General features: G+C 67.8%; 20 protein-coding genes and 1 tRNA gene. 15 read left to right on the forward strand and 6 right to left on the reverse strand.

Annotated elements, in window-relative coordinates; genetic code table 11:
* Positions 1-68: 68 nt before the first annotated feature.
* Positions 69-1,073, forward strand: a complete 1,005-nt coding sequence (locus E0504_RS31785) for a hypothetical protein (protein ID WP_131626366.1) — start codon at positions 69-71, stop codon at positions 1,071-1,073.
* A 319-nt stretch (positions 1,074-1,392) separates the two neighbouring features.
* On the forward strand, positions 1,393-2,508 hold the full coding sequence (locus E0504_RS31790) for a hypothetical protein (protein WP_165938669.1): 1,116 nt from the start codon (positions 1,393-1,395) through the stop codon (positions 2,506-2,508).
* An 818-nt stretch (positions 2,509-3,326) separates the two neighbouring features.
* Here E0504_RS31790 and E0504_RS31795 read toward each other — a convergent pair.
* The 3 genes from E0504_RS31795 to E0504_RS50615 all read right to left on the reverse strand — a co-directional run bounded on the left by E0504_RS31795 (position 3,327) and on the right by E0504_RS50615 (position 6,891).
* Positions 3,327-5,309, reverse strand: coding sequence for an ATP-binding protein (locus E0504_RS31795; protein ID WP_131626368.1), 1,983 nt, complete (start codon positions 5,307-5,309; stop codon positions 3,327-3,329).
* A 438-nt stretch (positions 5,310-5,747) separates the two neighbouring features.
* Positions 5,748-6,695 (reverse strand): tyrosine-type recombinase/integrase, encoded by a 948-nt coding sequence (locus E0504_RS31800; protein WP_131626369.1) that lies wholly within the window; start codon positions 6,693-6,695, stop codon positions 5,748-5,750.
* An 82-nt stretch (positions 6,696-6,777) separates the two neighbouring features.
* Positions 6,778-6,891, reverse strand: a tRNA-Phe gene (locus E0504_RS50615).
* A 426-nt stretch (positions 6,892-7,317) separates the two neighbouring features.
* Between E0504_RS50615 and E0504_RS31810 the strand changes: the two genes are divergently transcribed.
* Positions 7,318-8,052: a hypothetical protein gene (locus E0504_RS31810; RefSeq protein ID WP_243657719.1), complete on the forward strand. Its 735-nt coding sequence runs from the start codon at positions 7,318-7,320 to the stop codon at positions 8,050-8,052.
* Positions 8,053-8,085: 33 nt separating this feature from the next.
* Here E0504_RS31810 and E0504_RS31815 read toward each other — a convergent pair whose 3' ends face one another.
* Positions 8,086-8,340 carry a hypothetical protein gene (locus tag E0504_RS31815; RefSeq protein ID WP_131626370.1) on the reverse strand — a complete coding sequence of 85 codons (255 nt, stop codon included), beginning with the start codon at positions 8,338-8,340 and terminating at the stop codon, positions 8,086-8,088.
* 120 nt (positions 8,341-8,460) lie between these two features.
* Here E0504_RS31815 and E0504_RS31820 point away from each other — a divergent pair, with 120 nt between their 5' ends.
* From E0504_RS31820 to E0504_RS31860, 9 genes are all read left to right on the forward strand, one after another.
* Positions 8,461-8,649 (forward strand): streptamidine-related RiPP repeat protein, encoded by a 189-nt coding sequence (locus tag E0504_RS31820; protein WP_131626371.1) that lies wholly within the window; start codon positions 8,461-8,463, stop codon positions 8,647-8,649.
* Positions 8,650-8,727: 78 nt separating this feature from the next.
* On the forward strand, positions 8,728-9,612 hold the full coding sequence (locus E0504_RS50620) for a hypothetical protein (protein ID WP_165938660.1): 885 nt from the start codon (positions 8,728-8,730) through the stop codon (positions 9,610-9,612).
* A complete protein-coding gene (locus tag E0504_RS31830) occupies positions 9,609-11,375 on the forward strand; it encodes a CocE/NonD family hydrolase (RefSeq protein ID WP_131626373.1) in 1,767 nt (588 codons plus the stop codon). The genes E0504_RS50620 and E0504_RS31830 overlap by 4 nt, the downstream gene beginning before the upstream one ends.
* Entirely contained in the window at positions 11,372-12,742 is a 1,371-nt protein-coding gene (locus E0504_RS31835; RefSeq protein WP_131626374.1) for a YcaO-like family protein, read from the forward strand. Before E0504_RS31830 ends, E0504_RS31835 begins: the two co-directional genes overlap by 4 nt.
* 64 nt (positions 12,743-12,806) lie before the next feature.
* Positions 12,807-14,192: a YcaO-like family protein gene (locus tag E0504_RS31840; protein ID WP_131626375.1), complete on the forward strand. Its 1,386-nt coding sequence runs from the start codon at positions 12,807-12,809 to the stop codon at positions 14,190-14,192.
* Positions 14,193-14,421: 229 nt separating this feature from the next.
* The gene (locus E0504_RS31845) at positions 14,422-15,441 is read left to right on the forward strand and encodes an iron ABC transporter permease (protein ID WP_131626376.1); all 1,020 of its coding nucleotides are present in this window, start codon (positions 14,422-14,424) and stop codon (positions 15,439-15,441) included.
* Complete coding sequence (locus E0504_RS31850) at positions 15,438-16,310, forward strand: ABC transporter ATP-binding protein (RefSeq protein WP_131626377.1); 873 nt, start codon at positions 15,438-15,440, stop codon at positions 16,308-16,310. Before E0504_RS31845 ends, E0504_RS31850 begins: the two co-directional genes overlap by 4 nt.
* Entirely contained in the window at positions 16,307-17,314 is a 1,008-nt protein-coding gene (locus E0504_RS31855) for an ABC transporter substrate-binding protein (RefSeq protein ID WP_243657697.1), read from the forward strand. The genes E0504_RS31850 and E0504_RS31855 overlap by 4 nt, the downstream gene beginning before the upstream one ends.
* Complete coding sequence (locus E0504_RS31860) at positions 17,311-18,606, forward strand: MFS transporter (protein ID WP_131626378.1); 1,296 nt, start codon at positions 17,311-17,313, stop codon at positions 18,604-18,606. The genes E0504_RS31855 and E0504_RS31860 overlap by 4 nt, the downstream gene beginning before the upstream one ends.
* A 341-nt stretch (positions 18,607-18,947) precedes the next feature.
* On the opposite strand, the gene E0504_RS31865 is transcribed toward E0504_RS31860, so the two are convergent.
* Together E0504_RS31865 and E0504_RS31870 are read right to left on the reverse strand one after the other, a co-directional pair.
* Positions 18,948-19,664 carry a cation transporter gene (locus tag E0504_RS31865; protein WP_131626379.1) on the reverse strand — a complete coding sequence of 239 codons (717 nt, stop codon included), beginning with the start codon at positions 19,662-19,664 and terminating at the stop codon, positions 18,948-18,950.
* 1 nt (position 19,665) lies between these two features.
* Complete coding sequence (locus tag E0504_RS31870; RefSeq protein ID WP_131626480.1) at positions 19,666-19,980, reverse strand: helix-turn-helix transcriptional regulator; 315 nt, start codon at positions 19,978-19,980, stop codon at positions 19,666-19,668.
* A gap of 178 nt (positions 19,981-20,158) precedes the next feature.
* On the opposite strand from E0504_RS31870, the gene E0504_RS31875 reads away from it, so the two are divergent.
* The 3 genes from E0504_RS31875 to E0504_RS31885 are packed head-to-tail and all read left to right on the forward strand — an operon-like array spanning position 20,159 to position 22,856.
* Positions 20,159-21,079, forward strand: coding sequence for a metal ABC transporter solute-binding protein, Zn/Mn family (locus E0504_RS31875; RefSeq protein ID WP_131626380.1), 921 nt, complete (start codon positions 20,159-20,161; stop codon positions 21,077-21,079).
* Positions 21,076-21,876 carry a metal ABC transporter ATP-binding protein gene (locus E0504_RS31880; protein ID WP_131626381.1) on the forward strand — a complete coding sequence of 267 codons (801 nt, stop codon included), beginning with the start codon at positions 21,076-21,078 and terminating at the stop codon, positions 21,874-21,876. The genes E0504_RS31875 and E0504_RS31880 overlap by 4 nt, the downstream gene beginning before the upstream one ends.
* Entirely contained in the window at positions 21,873-22,856 is a 984-nt protein-coding gene (locus E0504_RS31885) for a metal ABC transporter permease (RefSeq protein ID WP_131626382.1), read from the forward strand. Before E0504_RS31880 ends, E0504_RS31885 begins: the two co-directional genes overlap by 4 nt.
* The last annotated feature ends 11 nt before the right edge of the window (positions 22,857-22,867 follow it).

Consider the following 22,867-nt stretch of genomic DNA (forward strand, 5'->3'; position numbering starts at 1 on the left):
CATGTTCCCGCATTCTCTACGGCACACCTGAACGTCCCGCCCGATGGCACCGCCACACATCCATTACCGTGTCTAACGCCGTCATATTCGGCGTTGAGATCCTCGCCCCGAACCCAAGCCGTAGGATCGACCAATCCTTAGCTATCTTCCACCTGACGACCGACGCACCTGATCTACTTAACCTGCTCCGCGCTGTCGCCGGACGGAGGAACAGCCCGATCCCGCAGCCCGATATCGGCAACGCGCTCCCAGCGTGGGCGGCTTTGGATGCTCGCGGCAAGGCATTCACCGTTGCCTTCCTGAGCAGCACCGACAACGGCTTTCTGCCGCTGCCAGACGCCGCTTCGATCGCATCCTGGTCGAACACCGATCAATGGCTGTGGCACCTTGCCTCCCGCACGGCCCGGGCAGACTTCCCACCCGACCCTGACCACGCCGACAAGTTGCTTGCAGGAACGGTCGTCCTGTCGGCTGATTGGCGCGGCCTCGTCACACGCGACGGCGCAGCATTCGTCGGTCTGCGACCCGACCAAGGCACCGACGACCCTTTCTTCGGTTTTGCTCATCTTTACGCTCACACCGCCTACCTCGACGCACTAATCATCGGCACGGTCCAGAACGCGACTATCACAAGAATGATGGACGAGGCATCGCGTGCCTTCGATGCGAAGGACCTACCCCGCCATCTCTCAGCCTTAGAGGAACGCACCGCCCGCTTCCGCAACATCTACTGGCTTCGCGACGCCAGCGCGCATGGACCAGCCAACGACATTCTAACTGCTTACCAAAACCAACATCACCTACCGGAGAAGTTCGACGCTGTCCTCAACGAGATCGCTGATCTAAACCGCATAGTACAGAACCAGGAAAGCCAGCGCGTCAACGCAGCACTCGGAATAATCACTGTAATCGGATTGCCTTTCGGAACCAGCTTCGCAGTGCTCCAGACACTCAGCGCCAACAGTCCGCGTGATCTTCTTATCGGGGCGCTCGCCGCACTCGCAGGCTCCGGAGCACTTCTCCTCACCAGCTTCGGCCGCCTACTCATCCGTACGCTCCAGCGTCTCGATTAGTGCTCTGACCACGAGCCTTCTCCGGTTCCTCGCATGGCCATGCCCGAATTCTCCGCCCAAGCTTGCATACTTCGGTCAAGCTTGACCCCCGAGACGACGGACCTTGTCGCGATAGCAGATCCTCTGCCCGACTTGGTACACTGATCGGCTCGCCATCCCCTCAGATGATGAGCAGAAGGGATGGGAAATGATAAATCGATATTTTGTTAAATGCGTCGGTTGCGATTCAGATATCCTGGCTAGGATATCTGTTTTTCCGACCGACAGAATCCATTTTTACGCCCTGTGTCCCGTATGTAGGACCCCAATTCGCGGCCACATGGAGGGTTATGAATACGACAGTCATCGGGTAGTTATCGAGGGAGGGTTCAGCGAGCCAACGCCTGGCAATCTTCCAACCGTAACGGTCGATCCCTCGGTGCCATTGAGTATTGATGCAAAGAGTCTACGGGAGGAGTGGAGCGGGCCAAGCATGACAATAATGCGGCTCACGGGACCAAATGTAGAGGGCCTGATGGCGGCGCTAGCTAGAGCAGATGGCGCGCTCCAAGAATCCCATAAGGTCGTGCGGGCGCTGCACTACTACTTTGACGGATCACCGGACGACTATTGGCGATATCTCCAACGAGAATTCAAGTTGCTGGCAGACAGGGTCCCGCGACACGTCGCCGCCATGCATGGCAGCGCGCACCATCTGTGGCAATCTTGGTTGCTGCCGTTCACCGCGGGCCCCTGGACCCTGGGCGTCGAGACGGAGGCATTGCAGGCAACTATCGACTTTCACATCAAGGCCATGGAAATAGACAAATACGGAAAGACGTTGAAGCTATTCGAAAAGCAGGGAAAATTGGAGGAGATCGATCGTTTGCTGTTTGGTGCGACGCGGACTCTAGTGGATGCTGCGCCAGCTTGGCGCTCAGGCGCCATACGCCTGGCGCTCGATCCTTCTATGGAGCCCGCACTAGATAGTCTAATCCTCCAACAAGACGAGTTCCCGAGACTCCGAGATGCCTATCAGCAAACCTTTGAGGCAGTTTGCAAAGCACTGTGGCTTATAGTCCTGGCCGTTAATGCCGCCAAACGGGGAGATCCAGAAGATTTCTCAACCATACATTACACCGATTCCGGAAAGATCAAAAAAGTATCTTCGCTGTCGACATTCAATAGGCTTTCAAATGCAAACAAGTTGAACGTTATTCGCGAGATAGATCCATTCAGGGTCCTACTTGACCCGCTTAATAACCGAGTGCGCAATGCGATCGGCCACGCGAGTTCACGCCATGATTTGATATCAGGCCAGATCCTCAATGATCGCGGCGGCCGGGAGCGTTACTTTGATTTCGTCGCAAAAGTTTACAGGTTGATGCTTCCTCTACAGATGAGCGTTTGTCTACTGAGAGGTAGCCGCGTGCTAAGCTCCACCATCGAAGACTAGAAGCAACGCGCCATATTGTGCTGCTGGAATCTCGCGGGCAAACTGGGAGCGGTGGGGCCGTCTACTGTAGCGGTGCGGCCCTATACAGCGCGACTCGATCTCAAGTCAGCCGTTTCGGCAACAGGCGGCCTCCACTACGTGTTCGACTCGCGCCACTGGCACCACCACGGCGGCTTTGTCGCTGCGCCGAGAGATCCTTTGGTAGTTGCTGTTCGCGGTCATGGGTTGGCGGCACATCACGCGCTCCAGGGCGAGCCGCCTACCGGTGAAAGCATCTTCAACTATGCCCGACCGTGTGGTACGGCGGAGCAGACACAGCGCCGCCCGGGGGTCATCGATGATCTGCGTGCGAGTCTTCCCCTCACCAGTCCGATCACGAGAGCCTGGCGGACGCGCTGCGGTGCCTCGGGCAGACGCAGCGGTCCGCCTCGGCGACGCCGTCAGGTCTCCACGCTCGTTCCGGAACCGGCCATGAATCTCGCCCTCGATAGGACGATCGGTGTACGACTTGCCGTCGCGGCCGGAAATAATCGACGCATTGCCGGGGCCCCGGAGGCCCTCACCCTAATCGTCCAAGCAGTGCCGTGACAGATGTGTGTGGCGTCGTCTCGTCGCTACCCCACCTTCTCAGCGCCTGGCTGGTCATCAGACGGAAAGAGGCGGCAGAGCATCAGAGTCCGTCTATGATGCGCGGCGCAGCAGCCAAATCCCCGTCTAGTGCCAGCGGGGGTAAGACGCTCCCGTGCCGCTTCCGCTCGTCGGCGCCAGAGACGCCTAAAGATGGTAAGGGTTCCTCGCAATATCGGGCACTAACGCCGCTAAGCTATCCTTAGCCGCTCTCCAGGAGCCCGCCGTAGGAGGTCGTCACGGATATCCTCTGGAATGTACTTTGAATAAGACTCACGCAGATACTGCGTAACACGCTCTTCTGTTGCTTCATAACTTAGCTGATCACGGAAGAATGAGAGTTTCTTTTCCGCCGTATGGAAAATCTCCCCCCATGTCTTCACCCAAACCTCATACTCTTCCTGATTATCCGCCAGCCCCGGGGGGCGCCCATGCTGTCGTATAGAGCGCTTAATTTCCGGATGCGTGTCATAGGTAACCAAAATAAACTTCCACTTCACATCAACGCCGCGAAATTGTGGATCATCGACAATGGCGGAAGCGTAGTCTCGAACCTGTTCAAGTTCCTTGCGGCCAACCTTAATCGAGGGCCGTTTAAGCTCTACGACCAGTCTCTCGCTGTAGTTTTCGCCGCCGATCCCCCTGTAGAGAAGAATATCAACACGACCCGCTCGACCATCATCCCTTACTACTCTGTCCAGTTTCCCTTCAAGCGCGGTATCCCCGCCAAGGAGGTGTAGGTGAGACTCAAGGACGGACGTCAGGCCAACTTCGGTCCGAGCAAGGTCCCACTCCTCTCCGAATAGCCAAAGATTCTGTGCCACCATCGGATGTAGCTGGTCGACCTCTCGCAGCTTCAGCCGAAGTTCTTTATCGGAGAGAATCTTTCTTAAGCCGCCAATGAAGTTCAACCTATTAGTCACCGTCGTTGCAGCAGAGATAACACTTGATAGTTCAGTCTGCGCCAGCAGCTTGGAGAGATGCTCGCGCTCCTCATCGGTGATGTTCAGGACCTGATCTAGAATTTCTCGCAGGCCACTCGGTTCGTTCTCAAGTGCAGACTGGAGGAGCCGCACAGATAGCTTTCTCGGAGCGCCCTTTGGAGGAAGTGCAGTTCGGGCTACTGTCACGACAAGATCAAATGTTTGCCGTTCAACGAGCCGCGTCGGACCTGTATCCCCGTCGTCGTAGGGATAGATGCCCTCCTCCCTTAGCTCCCGGACGATCTGTCCAGAGATCTCCTGCTGGCGCTCGCGTACGTACGAACGTATAGCTTTGTCCGCGGCATGCAAGAGTGCAGAATGATCCATTTGGAGCATGTGAAGTTCATCGGACGTGAGTTTTTTGAACCGTGGCGAACGAAGGTAGGGGGTGAAATATACGATTGGATCGCTCCACTCCTGACCGTATTCAGCCAGCGCGATACCCGCAGAATCGCAAAGCAGCATCTTCTGGCTTGGGGTACGTTCCTTCCACTCCACGATCGACACGACCGGGACAACTGGATCGGACTGGTACTCCTCTGGAAGATCGAGAGAGACGTTCACCACGTCCGAGATCAGAGCGTCTGGGTCGAGTAGTCGGCCGTCATACTCTATGGAGACGTCAGGGTAGGCGCGTAGATAGAAGGCTAGCAAAGCGGTTAGCTTTGTTCTTGCGCTGGATGCTTCGAGCGCTCCGAGCTTTTTCCCCTGAGGCACAGAGATTCTTACAGTGGTCCCAGTTTCAGCGGTAGTCTCCGCGGGAGGACTTACGCTCCAAACCGTTGGTTTCGCGCGATCCACGGAAATTCTTGTGCGAAACTTATTTCCATCTACTTCAGCTACAGAATCCCAAACTATGTTGTCGCCGAGAGCAAATGCGAATAGGCGACCTTCGCCGTGACTACCGTGCAGGATTCTCTGATTATTGGCCGTGTGCCCCCGGCCTGACTTCCAAGTATCACCGTAGGTTTTGAAAGACTCTTCGGCGGTGCGTGGACTTATACCCTCACCATCATCTCTAACCAGAAGGCTTTCAATTGCGCCCAGCGGCGAGCGTTCGAACTCGACACTTACCTTGGTCGCGTTGGCATCGAGAGCGTTCCAGATAAGCTCTGCGATCGCAGAGATTGATTTCCGCCTCGCAAACTGGAGGATTTTCGCCTCGCCTACCTCCAGAAAAATTTCAACCATTTCTCCCCCGATTTTACATTCATTCGTGCAGTCTGGCGCAAGAGTGCTTAATGGTACGCACACTCATTCGGCTCACGCATACCGTAGCAGGATCGATAGGATACGTGAGGCTCGTCCTGCAACCTCAGCGAGTGTCGAAGCTAGCGGCCGTGCTACATCGGAGGGAGGAAGACGGGTCTGGCTGCAGAGATGGCCTGGTCAGACGGTGGCAGCCCGCCGCACCGGTCTAGTGACGGGGCCGGCGCCAATCCGCCAGCCGATCTTGCATGCCTTCTCGCCCGCTGCTCATCGGGCGACACCACGCCCGACTCCGGCAGATCGTTTACATGACGCTCGTACTGGGAATACGCGATGACCATCCTCTACACGATGGCCTCGGAATACAAGGATGGGTGGAAGGATCAAGATCCTTCCACCCATCCTCTCGCAGGCGCCCTTCTACTCGCCGTTCATGATCCGGTCGTAGGTTCGGCGGGCCCGGACGTTGCGGGCGCTGGCGCCGTAGCGGCGGAGCATCTGCGGGGAGGTCCAGCCGTTCAGCTCCATGAGGTCGCCCTCGTTGCCGCCCTTGTCGAGCCACGAGTGGGAGAAGTGGTGCCGGAACTTGTGCGGGTGGACGACCACGCCGGCTTCGTCGCCGCGCCGGGAGATCATCTGGTAGATGCCGTTCGCGGTCATCGGCTGGCGGTTGTTGATCCCGAGCCACAGCTTCGGACTGTGCGCGTAGGCGTGCTTGCCGCGCAGCCGTAGGTACCGGTCGACGGCTCGCGCGGCGTTGTAGCCGAACTTGACCATCCGCTCCTTGCGGCCCTTGCCCGTGACGCGCAGCTCGCGGCGCTCCAGGTCGATGTCACCGCGTTCGGGATGCTCCGGGTCGTAGCAGATGCCGGCCATCTCCGAGAGACGGATCCCGGTGGCCTTGAACAGCTCGATGATCGCCTGGTCCCGGCGGTCGACGAACGTCTTGCCCTTGCAGGTCTTCGACAGGAGGTTCAGCTCCTCCTCGGTGAAGACGGGAACGATCTTCTCGGCGACCTTGGGCGGCTTGAGCCGGCCCATCGGGTTGCCGACCTCTTCCTCGTCCGCGTACCACTTGAAGAACTGCTGCAGCGCCCGGTACTGGTTGTTCGCGTAGCTGTCCGAGTACTGATCAAGAAGGTAGACCAGCCACGCGCGGACGTCGTCCGCGGTGACGTCCGACCAGTCGGTATGGTCGGTGTGCGCGAGCAGGTGCGCGGCGGCGAACCACTGCGCGGCCTCGACGTAGGTCCGGATGGTCTTCGGGGACTTGCCTTCGGCGCTCAGATGGAGGCGGAAAGAGTTGATCACCGGCTGGAACGGGCCAGCGATCAAGGATTTGGGCTGCCGGGGCCGGGAAGCCGTCATCGAAAGTTTTCCTCTGTTCCAGCGCTGTGCGACGGACGGTTGAACCGGTCTGTCGACGTTTCCGCTGGTCAGATGGGGTGAGTGGGCAGGGGCGGGGTCGAACCGCCGACCTTCCGCTTTTCAGGCCGAACTGACCGTCATTTCGGTGTCCGTAGACGTACGTTTTCGGCCGTGGAAGGCCGCTGACGTACGTGCCGGTTCACCGACGTTGCTACACCCGTTGCTACACCTCGCCAGCCCCACGACCGAGATGTCGCCGGCGCTATCTCGCCGCCGCGCGGGCCGGGTCAATCCGCGGTGGCATGCGCCGAGCACCGCCGAGGTCCGCCGGTGGCCGTGGCCGTTGCTACACCTCCACAAGGCAACCAGCGGAGGCTCCCGGCCGCTGCGGCAGCCCCCTTCGCTTACCCCAGCTCGCCGGACGGGGCTCAGCAGCGACCCAGCACGCCGCCTCGGCGGCTCTTCCGCATCCCGCACGTGGCCGCGGACTCGCGGGGCTCACTCCGGCACCCACCGGCTGGGGTGGTAAAAGGTGAACCCCACCATGACAAGGTCGACCAAGCCGAATATCGCCTCTGCAACTCCCACCGCAGCGGCAGCGGTCGTAAAGCTCGTCACCGCGATGATGGCCGCCGTCGTCGGCCTAACATTCCTTTTCGGGTTCGGCAATGTCCTCTCGCTCGGGCTACGACTCGGCGTCCCAGTCTGGGTCGCGCCGCTGGTCGCCCCCGCCGTCGACATCTCTGTCGTTGGGCTCCTCCTAGGGACCCGGCACCTCGCCCTACACGGTGGCCCGGCCGATGTGCTGAAGTCAGCGCGACGTCTCCTCATCTTTTCCAGCATGGTAACCCTGGCCCTGAACATCGCGGAACCTCTCATCGTCGGCGACTACGGCAAAGCCGCCTTCGACGCCGTCGGCCCCCTCCTCCTTATCGGATGGAGTGAAGTCGGCCCCAGCCTCCTTCGAGCCATGCACGCCACCGGCCCCAACCAGGAACCAGCAGTCAACAAGATCGATCAACGTTTCGGACGGAAGGACGAATACGTCGAGTCGGCGAAGTTGGCCGAGCCGGAAAGATCGAATCGTCAGAACCGGGATGAAGGCAAGTTCCGCGGGCACCAGCAACGCTCTTTCGAACAAGATCTGCTTCACCGTGCACGCGCAGAAGACACCCTGCACTGGACAACGCACAGCCGGCCGATCTCCGCCGAAACGCTCCGCAAACGACTCCGCATCGGTGCGCCCGCTGCCCGCGCACTCGTCACCCAGCTACGCAACGACACAAGCGCCGGGCTCCAGCCCGCAACCACCGTCGATACCGCTTCACCGCCCGTGGAACCGGCGGATGGTCCGTAGAACATCAGCGTGTGCGGTCGAATCGGCGATTGTTCAACCGCACACCACGTTGGCAGGACCGCGAACGGCTGACCGAGGCCGCGGCGCTGAGGTGTGCACGCACGCCGACCTTGACTGGTGGAACCGGGCCGAGCCAAAGAATGATGCCACCGCGACCGCGACGCCGGTGAGCAGGGAGGTGACGACGAGCAGCTCGCCGCGCAGCCGGTGGACGCCGACCCCGGCCGGCGGCCGTGTCGTCGCCGACGACCAGCGCGTCGAGGCCAGGGAGCGGCGCTCGCCTGTCATCCACAACCTCGGATCATGACGGAAAGTAGTTCTCCGACCTGGTTGCGTCCATCCTCCCCAGCACCTACCGTTCCCTTGACGGAAATGGTTTCCGTTTTCATTACAGGTGAGGAGGTGGCCGTGAGCGAGTTCCGAGTCGAGCCGGTCGCGGTGGAGGCCCCGGTGACGGCGCCCCAGGGTCCGGGTACCAACGCGCTGGTCCACAGCCCGTTCGTGGTCGAGCCGGTCGTGGCGGTGGCCCCGGTGACGGCGCCCCAGGGTCCGGGTACCAACGCGCTGGTCCACAGCCCGTTCGTGGTCGCTCGCTGAGTCGGCGGGGGCCGGGTCGCGCCCAAGCGGCCCGGCTCCCGCGCGGGTTGCCGCTGCGGCGGTGAGGAGGGGTTGTCGGTGAAGCTGGCTGAGGGGCATCACCTGTACGAGTTTCCGGACGGCAGCTGGCGTGTGCTGGGGCCGGGGGATGCGTTTCTGCGGGTGACGGGCCCGTCGGCGGTGGTTGCCCAGCTGCGGGAGCGGCTGTCCGGCACCCCGTCGGAGAAGGCGGAGCCGGAGCGGCCAGCCGCCGACAGCGGCGGCGGCGAGGGGTCCGACGCGGTACTCGGGCAGCTGGTCGAGGCGCTTCGTGGACGGGGCGTCGTGGTCGATTCCGGGCCGTCGGTTGGAACGCGATCGGGACCGTCGTTGCTGCATGTGGCAGGTGAGGGCCCGGTCGCACGGCTCGTCGCGGACCTCGCCGTGGGGTGGGCGGGGCGGGTTCAGTGTGGGCCGGTCGACGAGGCCGCTGTGCGCGGCGCGGACGTGCTGGTGGACTGCGCGGGCTGGTTGCCGGACACGCACTGGCGGCGGGTCGGGCGGTGGTGCCGGCAGCACGCGACCGCGTGGACGCGTATGCACGTGGAAGGGCTGTCGCTGTTCACCGGCCCGCTGACCGTGCCTGGCCGCAGCGCCGGCTACGAGGACGTGCGGGGTCGTCGGCTCGCCGCTGCCGCAGCGCCCGAGGAGTTGCTGGCGCACTGGTCCTGGCTGGACGCGCCGGCGTCGGAGCCTTCGGCGGTGCCATGGCCGGGGCGCGGTGTCGTGGCGGTCGCGGCCGGGCTGTTGTTGGGCGAGGTGGAGCGCTGGTGGGCACATGGCCAGCTGCCGCAGGTCGACGTCCAGGTCGAGGTCGGTCCCGACGGTGAGGTGCGCCGTCACCCGGTCCTGCCGTTGCCGGTCGTGGCGGAACCAGCCGCGTCGCACAGCGGTGCGCCTACCGCCGGGCTGGTGCGGGCGTGACGGCGGATCAGGGTGAGATGTGGACGAACCTGCGGGTCGCCGGTGCGGACGGAACCCTGCTCGCGGTCGACGTGCATCTGCCACCGTCGGCGGTCTGGCCGGTTCCGGTGGTCGTGACGCGTACTCCCTACGGGCGCAGCGCCCATCTGGCCGAGGGGCAGGGCTGGGCGGCGCGGGGGTTCGGCTACGTCGTGCAGGACGTGCGTGGCCGCTACGACTCGGACGGGCAGTGGCGGCCATACCGCGACGAGCGCGCCGACGGTGCCGCGCTGGCCGACTGGGTTCTTGGCGAGCAGTGGTGTGACGGGCGGCTGGTGGCCTACGGGGGCTCGTATTCCGGGTTCACAGCCTGGGCGTTGGCCGTGGAGCGACCTGAGGCTGTGCGGGCGGTGGTGAGCCTCGGCCCGTCGATGGGCCTGCACCGGACCAAGTTCGAGCCAAGCGGCATCCTGCGGCTCGCCGAGCACGCCTACTGGTGGCTGGAACGAGCGGATGGACGGACCAGCCGGGATGGGCTGGTCCGGCTGGTGCACGCCCGCCGACCCGACGTGCTCGACCACCTGCCCGTCTGCGAACTGCCCGCGCGGATGGGTGCGTCCCTGCCGCACTGGGGCGACCTTCTGCGCACCGGGCACGAACCCGGTCCGGAGGTGCTGACCGACGACGAGCTGGCCGGGGTGCGGGCGGCGGTCTTCCATGTCGGCGGCTGGTACGACCTGCTGGTCACCGAGACCCTCACGCAGTGGGAGCTCGTCGGCGCCGCGGTGACCCCCCGGCTGCCGCGGCGCCTGCTGGTCGGCGCGTGGGGGCACGACCTCGCGTTCGCCCCGACCAGCAGGGTCGGCGACCGCGACCACGGTCCGGCGTCGCGCTACGACTTCGGGGCGCACTGCGTCGACTGGCTGCGCGCCGTGCTGCGGCCCGCGCTCAACGCCTCAGCCCTGCCCGCGGCGTCGCCCACGACGTCCGCACCGCAGGTGCCGACGCCACCGGCCTCGGCCGTGCCGCCCGAGGCGCTGTCGGGAGCGGAGGTCTTCGTCCGCGGTGCCGACCAGTGGATCGCGTGCGCTGACTGGCCGCCGACCGCGGCGACCGACACCGTCTGGTACGCCAGGGCCGATAGCACACTGTCCGTCGAGGACTCCGGACCAGCGGGCATGCTGCGTTTCCGCCACGACCCGGCGGACCCGTTTCCCTCCACGGTCCCCGGCGCGAATCGCCGGGGACTGCTCGACCGCCCGGACGCCGTCCGATTCGTCTCCGACCCGCTTCCCGGCCCCGTCACGGTCCTCGGCTCCGGCCGGGTCGAGCTGACAGCCGCCACGAACGGACCGGCGGCCGACTGGATCGTGCGGGTGCTCGTCTGGCAGGTAGACGGCGCCCTGTTCGAGATCGCGTTCGGTAGCGCCACCTGGACCGGTCCGTCCGGCACCAGCGGGACCGTCACCGTCATGCTGGCGGGTGCGGTGGAGCAGCTGCCGGCCGGGGCTCGACTCGTCCTGGAGATCACCGGCAGTGATCATCCGAATCTGGCGCGGAACCTGGGCACCGGGCAGGACCGCTACATCACCACCGCGACACGGCCGTGCGAACAGACCGTGCTGTGCGGACCCGCTCACGCAGGAACCCGCCTCGTCCTCTCCACGATGGGCGTCGGCACCACGGCAGAGCCGGAACGGGCTGGGCCCACCGATCGTGCCCCCGTTCCGGGAACCGACCCGCTGCTCGCGACCGTGGGCACGGACGACGGGTCACGTCCATGAACAGCGAACTGCTCGTGGACACCCGGCTGGGGCTGTTGACGGGCGTGGTCGACCAGCCTCCCCCGCCCGGCATGCCGTCGGGCTGGCTGGGGCGCAGCGCGCGGGTGGCGCGCGCCGACCGGTTCACCTGGTGGCGGGCCGACGGGTTCGGCTTCGGCGCGGCTCTCGGCGATCCGCAGCGGGCACGGGCCGCGGCGATCGGTGAGGCGGTGGAGCGTTACTGCGGCAACGCCGTGCCCGCCAGCCTGCCGACCGCGAGCTGGGACGCGCTGGCTGCGCAGGGCGTCGACGCGGTCGACCCGGACCTCCTGGCGCTCTACTCGGACCGGCAGTACTCGACAGCCGGTTTCCCGTTCGTCCGGTTCACCCGGGACCTGGAGGTCGCCTGGGTACCCGGTACCGACCCGGCCTCCGGCGGGCCCGTCCTCGTCCCGGCGTCGCTGGCCTACCTGGACTACTTCCACGGCCCGCACCGCTGCGAGCCGCCGACGCATGCGCTCATGTATTCCGGCATCGCCGCGGGGACGAGCCGGGCCGCGGCCGAGGCGGCGGCGTTGGAGGAGCTGTTCGAGCGGGACGCGACGACGATCTGGTGGGCGTCCGGCGCCCAGGCCCGCACGGTCCTCGACGACGGCAGGGTCACCGGCCAGCTGGGCCGGCCCGACCCTGACCGTCCGCTAGCCGTGCGGCTGTTGGCGGTGCCCTCCGAGTTCGGCGTTCCGGTCCTTGCCGCATTCCTCGCCGACGAGGCGGCGGGCCTGGTCGCGTTCGGCAGCGCCTGCCGCGCGGACCCGTCAGCCGCCGCGGTCAAGGCGCTGGTGGAGGCGCTGCAACTGCTGACCCTGACCCGTCAGCTGGCCACCCCCGACAGCGACGTGTGGCGCGCGGTTGCCGCCGGCGACATCGAGGACCACGTCTTCCTGCCGTTCCGCGCCGACCGCCGCTACGGCACCTCAGTCAGCGAGGACTACCGGGAGCTGGTCGACCTGCCGGCCGTCGCCCAGCTCTACCTCGATCCCGACATCCAACGCAGCGCCCTGGGCCGGCTGCGCCCCAACGAGACCGTCCCTCTCGACGACCTGCCCCGAACCGAGACAACTTCCCCTGACGCCACTCGCGCCGCCTACCTGGAGCGCCTGCGCCGGCGCGGGCTGCGGGCGGTGTCGGTCGACCTCACCACCCCCGACGTCGCCCGCACAGGGCTGCATGTGGTCCGGGTCGTGGTGCCCGGCCTGGTCGGCAACGGGCCACCGGCCTACCCCCTGCGCGGCGGCCAGCGGCTCTACGACGTGCCGACCGTCCTGGGTTGGAGCAGCCGTCCGCTGACCGAGGACGACCTCGTCCACCGCCCCCTGCCCCTCGCCTGACCGCCCGGGATCTACGCCCTCGCGGCAGGCGGCACTTCTCCATGACGAACGAGGCCGACTTCTCATGAATCTCACGACAGCCGGGCTGGTGACTGAGCCGGTCGCCAGGGACCTGCCATACCCGCTGCTGTACGACGAGCGGACGGGTGTCGTCCGCCGGCTGGTGCCCCGGCGGATCCCGGCCTGGTTCCCACCGTCGTTCAGCCTGACCCACGCATGGCTGTGCGACACGACATGGTTCGGGCCGTGGCCGGCGGACGCCACCGGTGCCGGCTACGCCTTCGCGGATGCGCGGCGCACCCTCGCCGCGGCGTTGGGCGAGGCCGCGGAACGGTACTGCGGCAACCTCGTCCCGGCAGGAATGATCACTGCCAGCCATCGGAAGCTCGCCGACGCCGGTGTTGACGCGCTCGATCCGGACGAGCTCGCGCTGTACTCACCCGCGCAGTACGCGACACCGGGGTTCCCCCTGGCCCCGATGAGCCGGGACCTCGAACAACAGTGGGCGGCGGGCCGGGACCTGCGCACCGGCACCGCCGTCCTCGTGCCGGCGTCGCTGGTGTGGGTGTCCTGGAACGCGCCGGCCGCCGCCCATCCGGTACCCCGGACCAATCCGATCATCCAGGCCGGCCTCGCCGCCGGCCCGGACCGCGCGAGCGCCGAGTGGGGCGCGCTGCTGGAAGTCGTCGAACGGGACGCGATGACCATGTCCTGGTTCGGCGGGCGAGGCCTGCGCGAAGCGGTGCCGCCACGCTGGCTGCGGGACTTCTGCCGGGGACCGCAGGGTGTGCTGGACGTCCGTTTCCTCGCCTTCGACGACGAGTTCGGCGTGCCTGTCGTCGGAGCGCTGGTCACCGACGACCGCACCGGCTACCTCACGTTGGGCATGGGGGTGCACCCCGACCCGGTGGACGCCGCGGTGAAAGCGTACGGCGAGGCGTTGCAGCTCCAGCTGTTCGTGGCCGACTACGACGACCCCGACGGGCCCTACGCCCAGGTGGCGGCCAACCCGACCAGCCCGCTGCGCCCGTGGCGGGCCGACCGGGCCTACCGCCGCTCCTACCGCGACGACCTGTCCGACGTCGTGGACTACGGCTGCCATCTTCAGCTCTACCTCGACCCGACCATGCGGGAGCAGTTCCGCCGAATCCTCCCGGACACGATCGTCGGAACCATCGACCTGACGGATCTCGGCTCCGCCCCGGTGCGCACACCCGACTCGGCGGCGGCCGATCTGGTCGACCGGCTCGCCGCCGGTCACCGGACGGTGGCTGTCGACGTGACCACTCCGGATGTGCGCCGCACCGGGCTGCACGTCACGCGGGTCATCGTCCCAGGCCTCTACAGCAACACAGCCGTCGGACTGCCGTTCCTCGGCGGACGCCGACTGCCCACGGCCCGTACCGCGCCACGGGTCGCGTCGCTGCCGTCGATACCGCTGCCGCACTGACCGACGCCCGCGTGCGGGACCGCCGCGTCCACGAACGCGAGGCGACCCCGCCGGCCCCACCCGGGGCCGGGGCCCGCACCCGTTCTTCCTGGGGGAGATCCTGTCCACCGCATCCACGACCGCGTCGCAGGTCGCCCGACCGCCGCGCCCGCCGCGACGGTGCACGCCGCTGCCGCGCCTGGCGGCGCGGTCGCAGGCCGCCGGTCAGGGCCGGTTCCTGGTCGTCCTCGTGGCGCTGGTCGCCGCGACACCTGTCGTCCTCGCGCTCGCTGTCAGCCTCGGCGCGGTCCGTCTCCCCCTGGGTGAGGTGTGGTCGAGCGTGCTCGCGCACACCGTCGGCGGCCTCGGCCTCGGCCTCGGCCGCGGCGAGCCGTCGGCCAGGGTGGACGACCAGATCATCTGGCAGGTCCGGGTCCCCCGGGTCCTGCTGGCGTTCATCGTCGGCGCGGGCCTCGCGGTCGCCGGCGCGACTTTGCAAGCCGTCATCCGCAACCCTCTCGCCGACCCCTACGTGCTGGGGGTCTCCTCCGGCGCGTCGCTGGCCGCCGTCGCCGCCCTGACCCTCGGCGGCGTCGGCTGGCTGGCCCACCTCGGCGTGTCCGGAGCGGCGTTCGCCGGCGGTCTGCTCACCCTCGGCGCGGTGCTCCTACTCGGCCGGCGCGCAGGCCGCATCGAGCCGGGCCGGCTGCTGCTGGCGGGGGTGGCGCTCGGCTACCTGTTGCAGGCCGCGACGAGCTACCTGCAACTGCGTGTCAGCAGCAACCAGCTGGCGCACCTGCTGTTCTGGCTGCTCGGGACGGTGTCAGGGGCGGACTGGCGGAAACTCGGCCTGCCCGCCGCCATCGTCGCCGCGTGCACCATCTGGCTGGTCCTGCGCGGGCGGGCGCTCAACGCCCTGCTGCTCGGCGACGACCTCGCCGCGTCCGCGGGCGTCGCCGTCAGCAGGCTGCGCACCGAACTGCTCGTCATTGCCGCCCTGCTGACCGGCACCGTCATCGCCGTCGCGGGCGGGGTGCAGTTCGTAGGCCTCGTCGCCCCGCACTGTGTGCGTCTGCTCGTCGGCGCCGACCACCGGCGGCTGCTGCCCCTGTCGGCCCTGCTCGGCGGGAACTTCCTGGTCCTGGCCGACCTCGCCGCCCGCACCGTCAGCGAACCGCTCGAACTGCCCCTCACCATCGTGACCGCCGTCGTCGGGGTCCCGTTCTTCCTGGTCCTGCTGCGCCGCGGCACCCCGACGGGCACGCCATGACCGGCCTGCGCCTCAACGCCGTAGAGATCCACCTGGACAGCACACCGATCGTGCGGAACCTGACCGTGGACTGCCCGCCAGGCACGTTCGTCGGCCTGCTCGGACCGAACGGCAGCGGCAAATCCACCGTCCTGCGCGCCGTCTACCACGCCCTGCGGCCCCGGGCCGGGGCCGTGCTCCTCGACGGCGTCGACGTGCACCGCGACCTCGGCCCGCGCGCCACCGCACGCCAGATCGCCGCGCTCACCCAGGAGCACGCCGGAGAGGTCCACCTGCGGGTACGCGACGTCGTCGCCACCGGTCGCCTCCCGCACCAGAGCAGCTTCAGCCCGGTCTCCCACGACGACCGGGCGGTCGTCACCGACGCGCTGCGCACCGTCGGCATGACCGCGCTGGCCCAGCGGCCCTTCGCGGACCTGTCCGGTGGGGAGAAACAGCGCGTCCTGCTCGCCCGCGCGCTCGCCCAGCAGCCGCGGGTACTCGTCCTCGACGAGCCCACGAACCACCTCGACATCGGCGCGCGGCTCGACCTGCTCGAGCTGATCCGTTCCCTCGGCATCACCGTCCTGGCCGCGTTGCACGACCTCGACCTCGCCGCCGCCTACTGCGACCTCGTCCACGTCCTCGCCGACGGACAGCTCCTCGCGGCCGGCCCGCCCGCCGATGTCCTCACCCCCGACCTGCTCCGCCAGGTGTTCAAGGTCGCCGCCCACCGGACCGTCCATCCCCTCACCGGCCGGCCCCACTTCGCCTTCGCCTCCCTCGCCGCGCCGCCGGCGGCCCGGCCGGGCGAGCCATCCGACTGCCCGTCGCCCACCCCCGTCGGCGCACCGCCGCCCTCGCCCCTACTCCTCGAAGGAACCCCGTGAACGACCGCGCCTCTCGCCCGCACCGGCTGCGCCGCACCGTGCCTGCACTCGCCCTGGCGTTCCTGCTATCCGGCGCCCTGCTCGCCGCCTGCGGCGACTCGCCCGGCCCGGCAGTAGCCGCCGCCGACGGCCGGCAGGAAGGCTTCCCGGTCACCGTCACCAACTGTGGACGCACCCTGCACTTCGACCGGGCACCTGGCCGGGTCGTCTCGGGCTGGCCCACCAACACCGACCTGCTCGCCGCCCTCGGCCTCGCCGACCGGGTCGTCGGCCAGTACAACACCAGCAACGGCACCGCCGCCCCCGCCTACACCGCGGCCGTCGCCGACATCCCCGTCCTCAGCGACGCCGCCCCGAGCCGCGAGCAGCTTCTCGCCGACCGGCCCGACCTGATCTGGGCCGATGGCTCCTACCTGTTCGACGGCCAGCAGCTACCCACCATCGACGAGCTCGCCGCCCAGGGCACCCAGGTGATGATCCTCAGCGGGTTCTGCACCGACGACGCCACCCGCGCCCGGGTCACCGACGTCAGGACCGACCTGGCCGCCCTCGGCCGAATCTTCGGCGTCGAAACAAAGGCACAGGAACTGGTCGGCCAGGTCGACACCCGCCTCAGCGCGGTGGCCGCGAAGGTAAACGCCACCCAACCGGTGCCCGTCGCGATGATCAGCAGCTTTGGTGGGGCGATCTACACCTACGAAGGCGTCTACAGCGACATCGCCACCCGCGCCGGCGCCACCAACATCTACGCCGGGACCCTGCCCGCCGGGCAGTACTACGGCGAGCTGTCGAAGGAGAGCCTCCTCCAGAAGGACCCGGACGCCCTCGTCTACCTACTCAGCGGCGGCGAGACCGAAGCGACGGCACGAACGGTGCTCGCCGAGACCCTGCCCACGGTGACCGCGGTCCGCACCGGCAAGGTCGTCTTCCTTCCCCAGTGGAACTCGACCAACCTCGCCGGCGTCGAGGGCGTCGAAACCCTCGCCGCCGCCCTGCACCCATGAGCACCACACCCACCGCCGACGCGGCCCCACCGGAGGACACCCCCACCGATCAGGCAGGAGGTGGCTACCGGCTGTTCCTGACCGCGCGCTCGATCTCCTGGACCGGCTCCGCGATCAGCCTCGTCGCCCTACCCCTGCTGATCTACCAACGCAGCGGCAGCCCCGCCCTCACCGGACTGCTCACCGCCCTCGAAGCGATCCCCTATCTCCTGCTCGGCCTTCCCGCCGGAGCCTGGGCCGACCGCCTCGACCCACGCCGCGTCCTCGGCCGGTCCGCACTGGCCAGCTGCGCGCTGCTGGCCAGCATCCCGCTCGCCGACGCCGCCGGCCTGCTGACCACCGCCCACCTGCTGGTCGCCGCCGCAGGGAGCGCGACCGCGCTGACCTTCTCCGACGCCGCAGGGTTCCGCGCCCTGGCAGCCCTCGTGCCCCCCGGCCGGATGGGCCAGGCCACCGGACACCTCAGCGCCGTCAGCACCATCATCGGCCTGGCCGGCCCCGCAGCCGGCGGCCTGCTCGCCGCCACCCTCGGTGCGAGCACCGCGATCGCCGTGGACGCCGCAAGCTTCGCCATGTCCGCCGTACTCATGGCCCGCCTGCCACTGGCACCCGCGCCTTGCGCGCCACCGGCGGGGCGGTCGCTGCGAGCGGAGATCGGCGAAGGGCTGCGCTGGGTGTGGAACCACCGGCTGGTCCGCACCCTCACCCTCCTCGGCATCGGCAACAGCCTCACCGCCGGCTTCATCACCGGCCTAGTCGTCGTCGTCGCGGTCCGCCAGCTCGACCTGCCCAGCGACGACGGAAGAATCGGCCTACTCTACGCCGCCGCCGGCGCCGGCAGCCTGCTCGCCAGCCTCCTGCTCGCGCCCCTGCAGCGACATCTACCCGTCGGATGGATCACCCTCGGCGGGCTTGCCACCGGCCTGCTCTTCCTCGCCGGCTGGTCAGCCAGCCGCACTCTCGCCCTCGGCGCGGTCACACTGCTCGGCTGGCAGGCCACCAATACCCTCGTCAGCCTCAACGGCATCGTCGTCCGCCAGACCCTCGCACCCCTCGAACTCCAGGCCCGCGTCAACACCACCGCACGGATCATCGCCTGGGGCGGCCAACCCGCCGGCGCCCTACTCGGCGGACTGGCCGCCGAGCACACCGGACTCGGCCCCGCCCTCACCCTCGGAGGCAGCGGACTCGCCCTCTCCCTGCTCGCCGGAACACCCACCCGCCTGCGTCGCCGCGACCATCTCGCCGCGCTCGCGCCCCCCGCGCCCCAGCCAACCGGAACACCGGCATGAGCACACCACATCAGCACGCACGATCCGCCTGTCCAACCCCGTCGGCGCCCTTTCCGACGAGAACGCGGGCCAACCGTCACGCCGCCGGCAGAGGCAGCGAAGATGTCGGGCACGCTCCAGATCGACCGCAGCCCAGCGCGGGAGACCTCGCTGTTCCATGTACGGGCCAGCCCCACCCGAGCGGCGAGCTCCCCCTGCGCCGGGACGCGCCACAGGGGCCCTCCCACAGGCAGAGCATCTGCGCGTCACCACCAGCTGCTGACCGCCGACGACAGGCGCCTAGCTGCGCTGGAGCGCCCACACCTCCGACGCCCACTGACCGGCCTGGCGGCCCAGGAACATCAGGTGCAGCACGCGCATCCGGTGGCAAATTCACATCCGGCCGGCTGCCCGTCGACCGCAGGCGAGGAGGACAGGGCAGGAGTCGGGCAGCAGACATCGCCGCGCCAGGCATCACGGCCTTCCTTCACCGCGATCACCGCGATCGCCAAAGCGGCAACGGGGTCCGCCCAGGACCAGCCGAGGGTGGCGTTGAGGAGCAGACCCGCGAGCAGGACCGCGGACAGATAGGTACACAGCAGGGTCTGCTTGGAGTCCGCCACCGCGGACGCGGAACCGAGTTCGCGGCCTGCGCGGCGCTGGGCGGTGGACAGGACCGGCATCACCGCCAGCGACATCGCGGCAAGGACGATCCCGGGCACCGAGCGGTCCGCGTCGTCCCCGCCGGTCAAGGCCCGCACGGCGTCGACCGTGACATAGACGGCGAGCGCGACGAACGACGCCGCGATGATCCGCAGAGTACGACGTTCCCGAGCCTCCCGCACGGCGTGATCGGCGGCGGAGAACTGCCAGGCGACCGCGGCGGCGGACGAGATCTCGATGACCGAGTCCAGACCGAAACCAACCAGCGCGGTGGACGACGCTGCCGCGCCAAGCGTCAGCGCAGCAGCAGCCTCAACCACGTTGTAGCCGATCGTGACCCCGACCAGGAGCCGGATCCGGCGCGCGAGCAGGTCACGGCGGCCCGGCGACGGCCCCAACGACAGCGAGACGGCCATCTCAGCAGCAGCCCTTCTCCGCCACGTCCGGACAACCGGGATCCTGCGCCAAGACTGTGACCGCAGCCCGCAACTCGTCGAGCGCACGACCGAGACGGGCATCCGCAAGCTCATAGCGGGTCCGCCGACCGACCGGAACCGCGACCACCAGACCACAGCCCCGCAGACACGCCAGATGGTTCGACAGCCGGCTGCGGGAGATCCCCATCGACTCCGCCAGGTCAGCCGGATGCGCAGGGCTGTCTCGGAGGGCCAGTAGCAGCCGGGCTCTGATCGGATCGGCCAGCGCCCGGCCGACGCGTGCCAGAACCTCGATGTCCTAAGCGATTGTCACCACGACCCGACAGTACAGAAAATCCTGAACTCAGGAAATATTGAACTGAGGCAGCTGGCCCGCACAACCCCGAGCTCACCGCCCTTTCGGTCCGCCCGGCACCGGAGTATCGTCCCTTGACGAAAATGGTTTCCGATTTCATGTTGCCGGGAGTGAGTCGATGCGCGCGCGGACAGTCGTCGCTCTGATCGCCATGGTGGGAGTCACGTCGGGGGTGGCGGCCTGCGGTTCGTCAGACGACGGGGACGCAGGCCGGGAGTCGGCGAGTGGTAGCTCGGTGTCCGTGGTGGCGTCGACGAACGTCTGGGGTGACGTTGCCCGGCAGATAGCCGGCGATCACGCGAAGATCACCTCGATCATCAATGACCCCAGCGCGGACCCGCACTCCTACGAAGCGGACGTCCGCGTCCAGCGCGAGCTGATACAGGCACGGATCGTGATCGCGAACGGCGGCGGCTACGACGACTTCGTCGACACGATGCTGACCGCGGCGGACACCAAGGCCACCGTCCTCAACGCCGTCGACATCTCCGGCAAGGAGTCTGCGGCGGGCGAGGAGCTCAACGAACACGTCTGGTACGACTTCCCCACCGTGGCCGCCGTCGCGGCCCGGGTCTCCGACGCCCTGGCGAGTGCCGACCCCGCGCACGCGTCGGAGTTCGAGGCCAACGAGAAGGCCTTCACCGAGAAGCTGACAACGCTGGAGGGCACCGAAGCCTCGATCAAGGAGACCGCGGCCGGCGCAGGGGTCGCGGTCACCGAGCCGGTCCCGCTCTACCTGCTGGAAGCGTGCGGGCTGACGAACGAGACACCCGAGGAGTTCAGCGAGGCGATCGAGGAAGGCGAGGGCGTCCCGCCCGCTGCCCTCGCGGATACCCTCGCCCTGTTCAGCGACGGGAAGGTCAAGCTGCTCGCCTACAACGAGCAGACGACCGGGGTGGAGACCGAGAAGGTACTGGACGCCGCAAAGGCCGCGAACGTACCAGTGGTGCCGGTGACCGAGACCCTGCCCACCGGCAAGGACTATGTGACCTGGATGACCGAGAACCTGAACGCGGTGGCCGGAGCGTTGAAGGCATGAGATCACCCGACCCGGTGCTGCGGATCCGAGGCGGCTCGGTCGGGTACGACGCCCGCACCCTGTGGTCGGGGCTCGACCTGGATCTGGCCGCGGGCGAGTTCCTGGCGGTGCTGGGGCCGAACGGGGCCGGCAAGACCACGCTGCTGCGGGCCGCCCTCGGGCTCCACCCGCTACGCACCGGGGTGATCACGGTGGACGGCGAGCCGCCGCGGCGGGGCAGCGGCCGGATCGGCTACGTGCCCCAGCAGCGGGCCACCGCGCCACTGGCCCCGGTGCTGGTGCGTGAGCTGGTGCGTTTCGGTCTGGACGGGAGACGGTGGGGGCCGGGCTGGCCCTCCCGCGCCCGCCGGCACCGGGTCGACGAGGCGCTCGCCGCGGTCGAGGCCACCGCCCTGGCCGACCGGGCCGTGGCCGGGCTCTCCGGCGGCGAGCTGCAGCGGATCAGGGTGGCCCAGGCGTTGGCGACTGATCCGGTGCTGCTGCTGTGCGACGAGCCGCTGGCCTCGCTGGACGCGCCGCGCCGCGCCGCCCTGTCGGCCCTGATCGACCGGCGGCGGCGCACCCACGGCACCACCATCGTCTTCGTCACGCACGACATCAACCCGATCCTCCCGTACGTCGACCGTGTCCTCTACCTCGCCGGTGGCGGGTTCGGGTTGGGGCCGGCCGCCGACGTTTTGGCGTCGGAGAGCCTGTCCGCGCTGCACGACACCGACGTCACGGTGGACAGGTCGGGGGGACGGATCTTCATCAGCGGCGTTCCGGACAGCCCGTGCGACCTGGAGGCGGTCCGATGAGCCTGTGGGAGCGCATGTTCGTCTTCGACGACTACGGCGAGCTGCTCTCCCTGCTCCACAACTCGATCATCGCCGGCGCTGTCCTCGGTGTCGTGTGCGGTGTCATCAGCGTCTTCGTGACCTACCGGGACCTGGCCTTCGCGGTGCACGGCGTGAGCGAGCTGTCCTTCGCCGGCGCGGCGGGCTTCCTCCTGCTGGGCGCCAACGTCGTCACCGGCTCGCTCATCGGTGCGCTACTCGCCGCGCTGCTGATCGGGTTGCTGGGCGAACGGGCCCGGGACCGCAACTCGGTGATCGGCGTGCTCATGCCCTTCGGCCTGGGCCTCGGCGTCCTGTTCCTCGCCCTGTACAAGGGCCGGGCAGCGAACAAGTTCGGCCTTCTCACCGGCCAGATCGTGGCGGTGGACGCCTCCCGGCTCGCCGTGCTCTCCGCCATCGCCGCGGTCGTGCTCGCCGCCCTGGCGGTGCTGTGGCGACCGTTGACCTTCGCCAGCCTCGACCCGGAGGTCGCCACCGCCCGGGGAGTTCCCCTCCGCCTGCTCGGGCCGACGTTCATGCTGCTTCTTGGTGCGACGGTAGCCGCCGCGATCCAGGTCGTCGGCGCCCTGCTCGTGCTGTCAGTGGTCTGCACGCCGGGCGTGGCCGCGACGATGGTGACCGCGCGCCGCGGCTTGGCCACGGCGCTGTCGGTGCTGTTCGCCACCGTGTCCACCGTCGGCGGGATCCTGCTCGCCCTCGGCGGCACGCTTCCGATCAGCCCCTACATCACCACCCTGTCCTTCGCCATCTACCTCGGATGCCGGGTCTTCGCCGCCGTCCGGGGCGTCCGATCTCGCCGAGGGCACCGTTCGGACCGCCACGGGCCGTCCAGCAGCCTGGAAGATCGGCTGCCGCTGACGGGGTCTGTCACCGGACCGCGGCTACACCCGTCCGTCGTCGGCTTCTACGCACCGCCCGAGGCCGTGAGCCGCACGGAGTGACGGCTCGGCGA

The sequence above is a fragment of the Parafrankia sp. BMG5.11 genome (assembly GCF_004337455.1).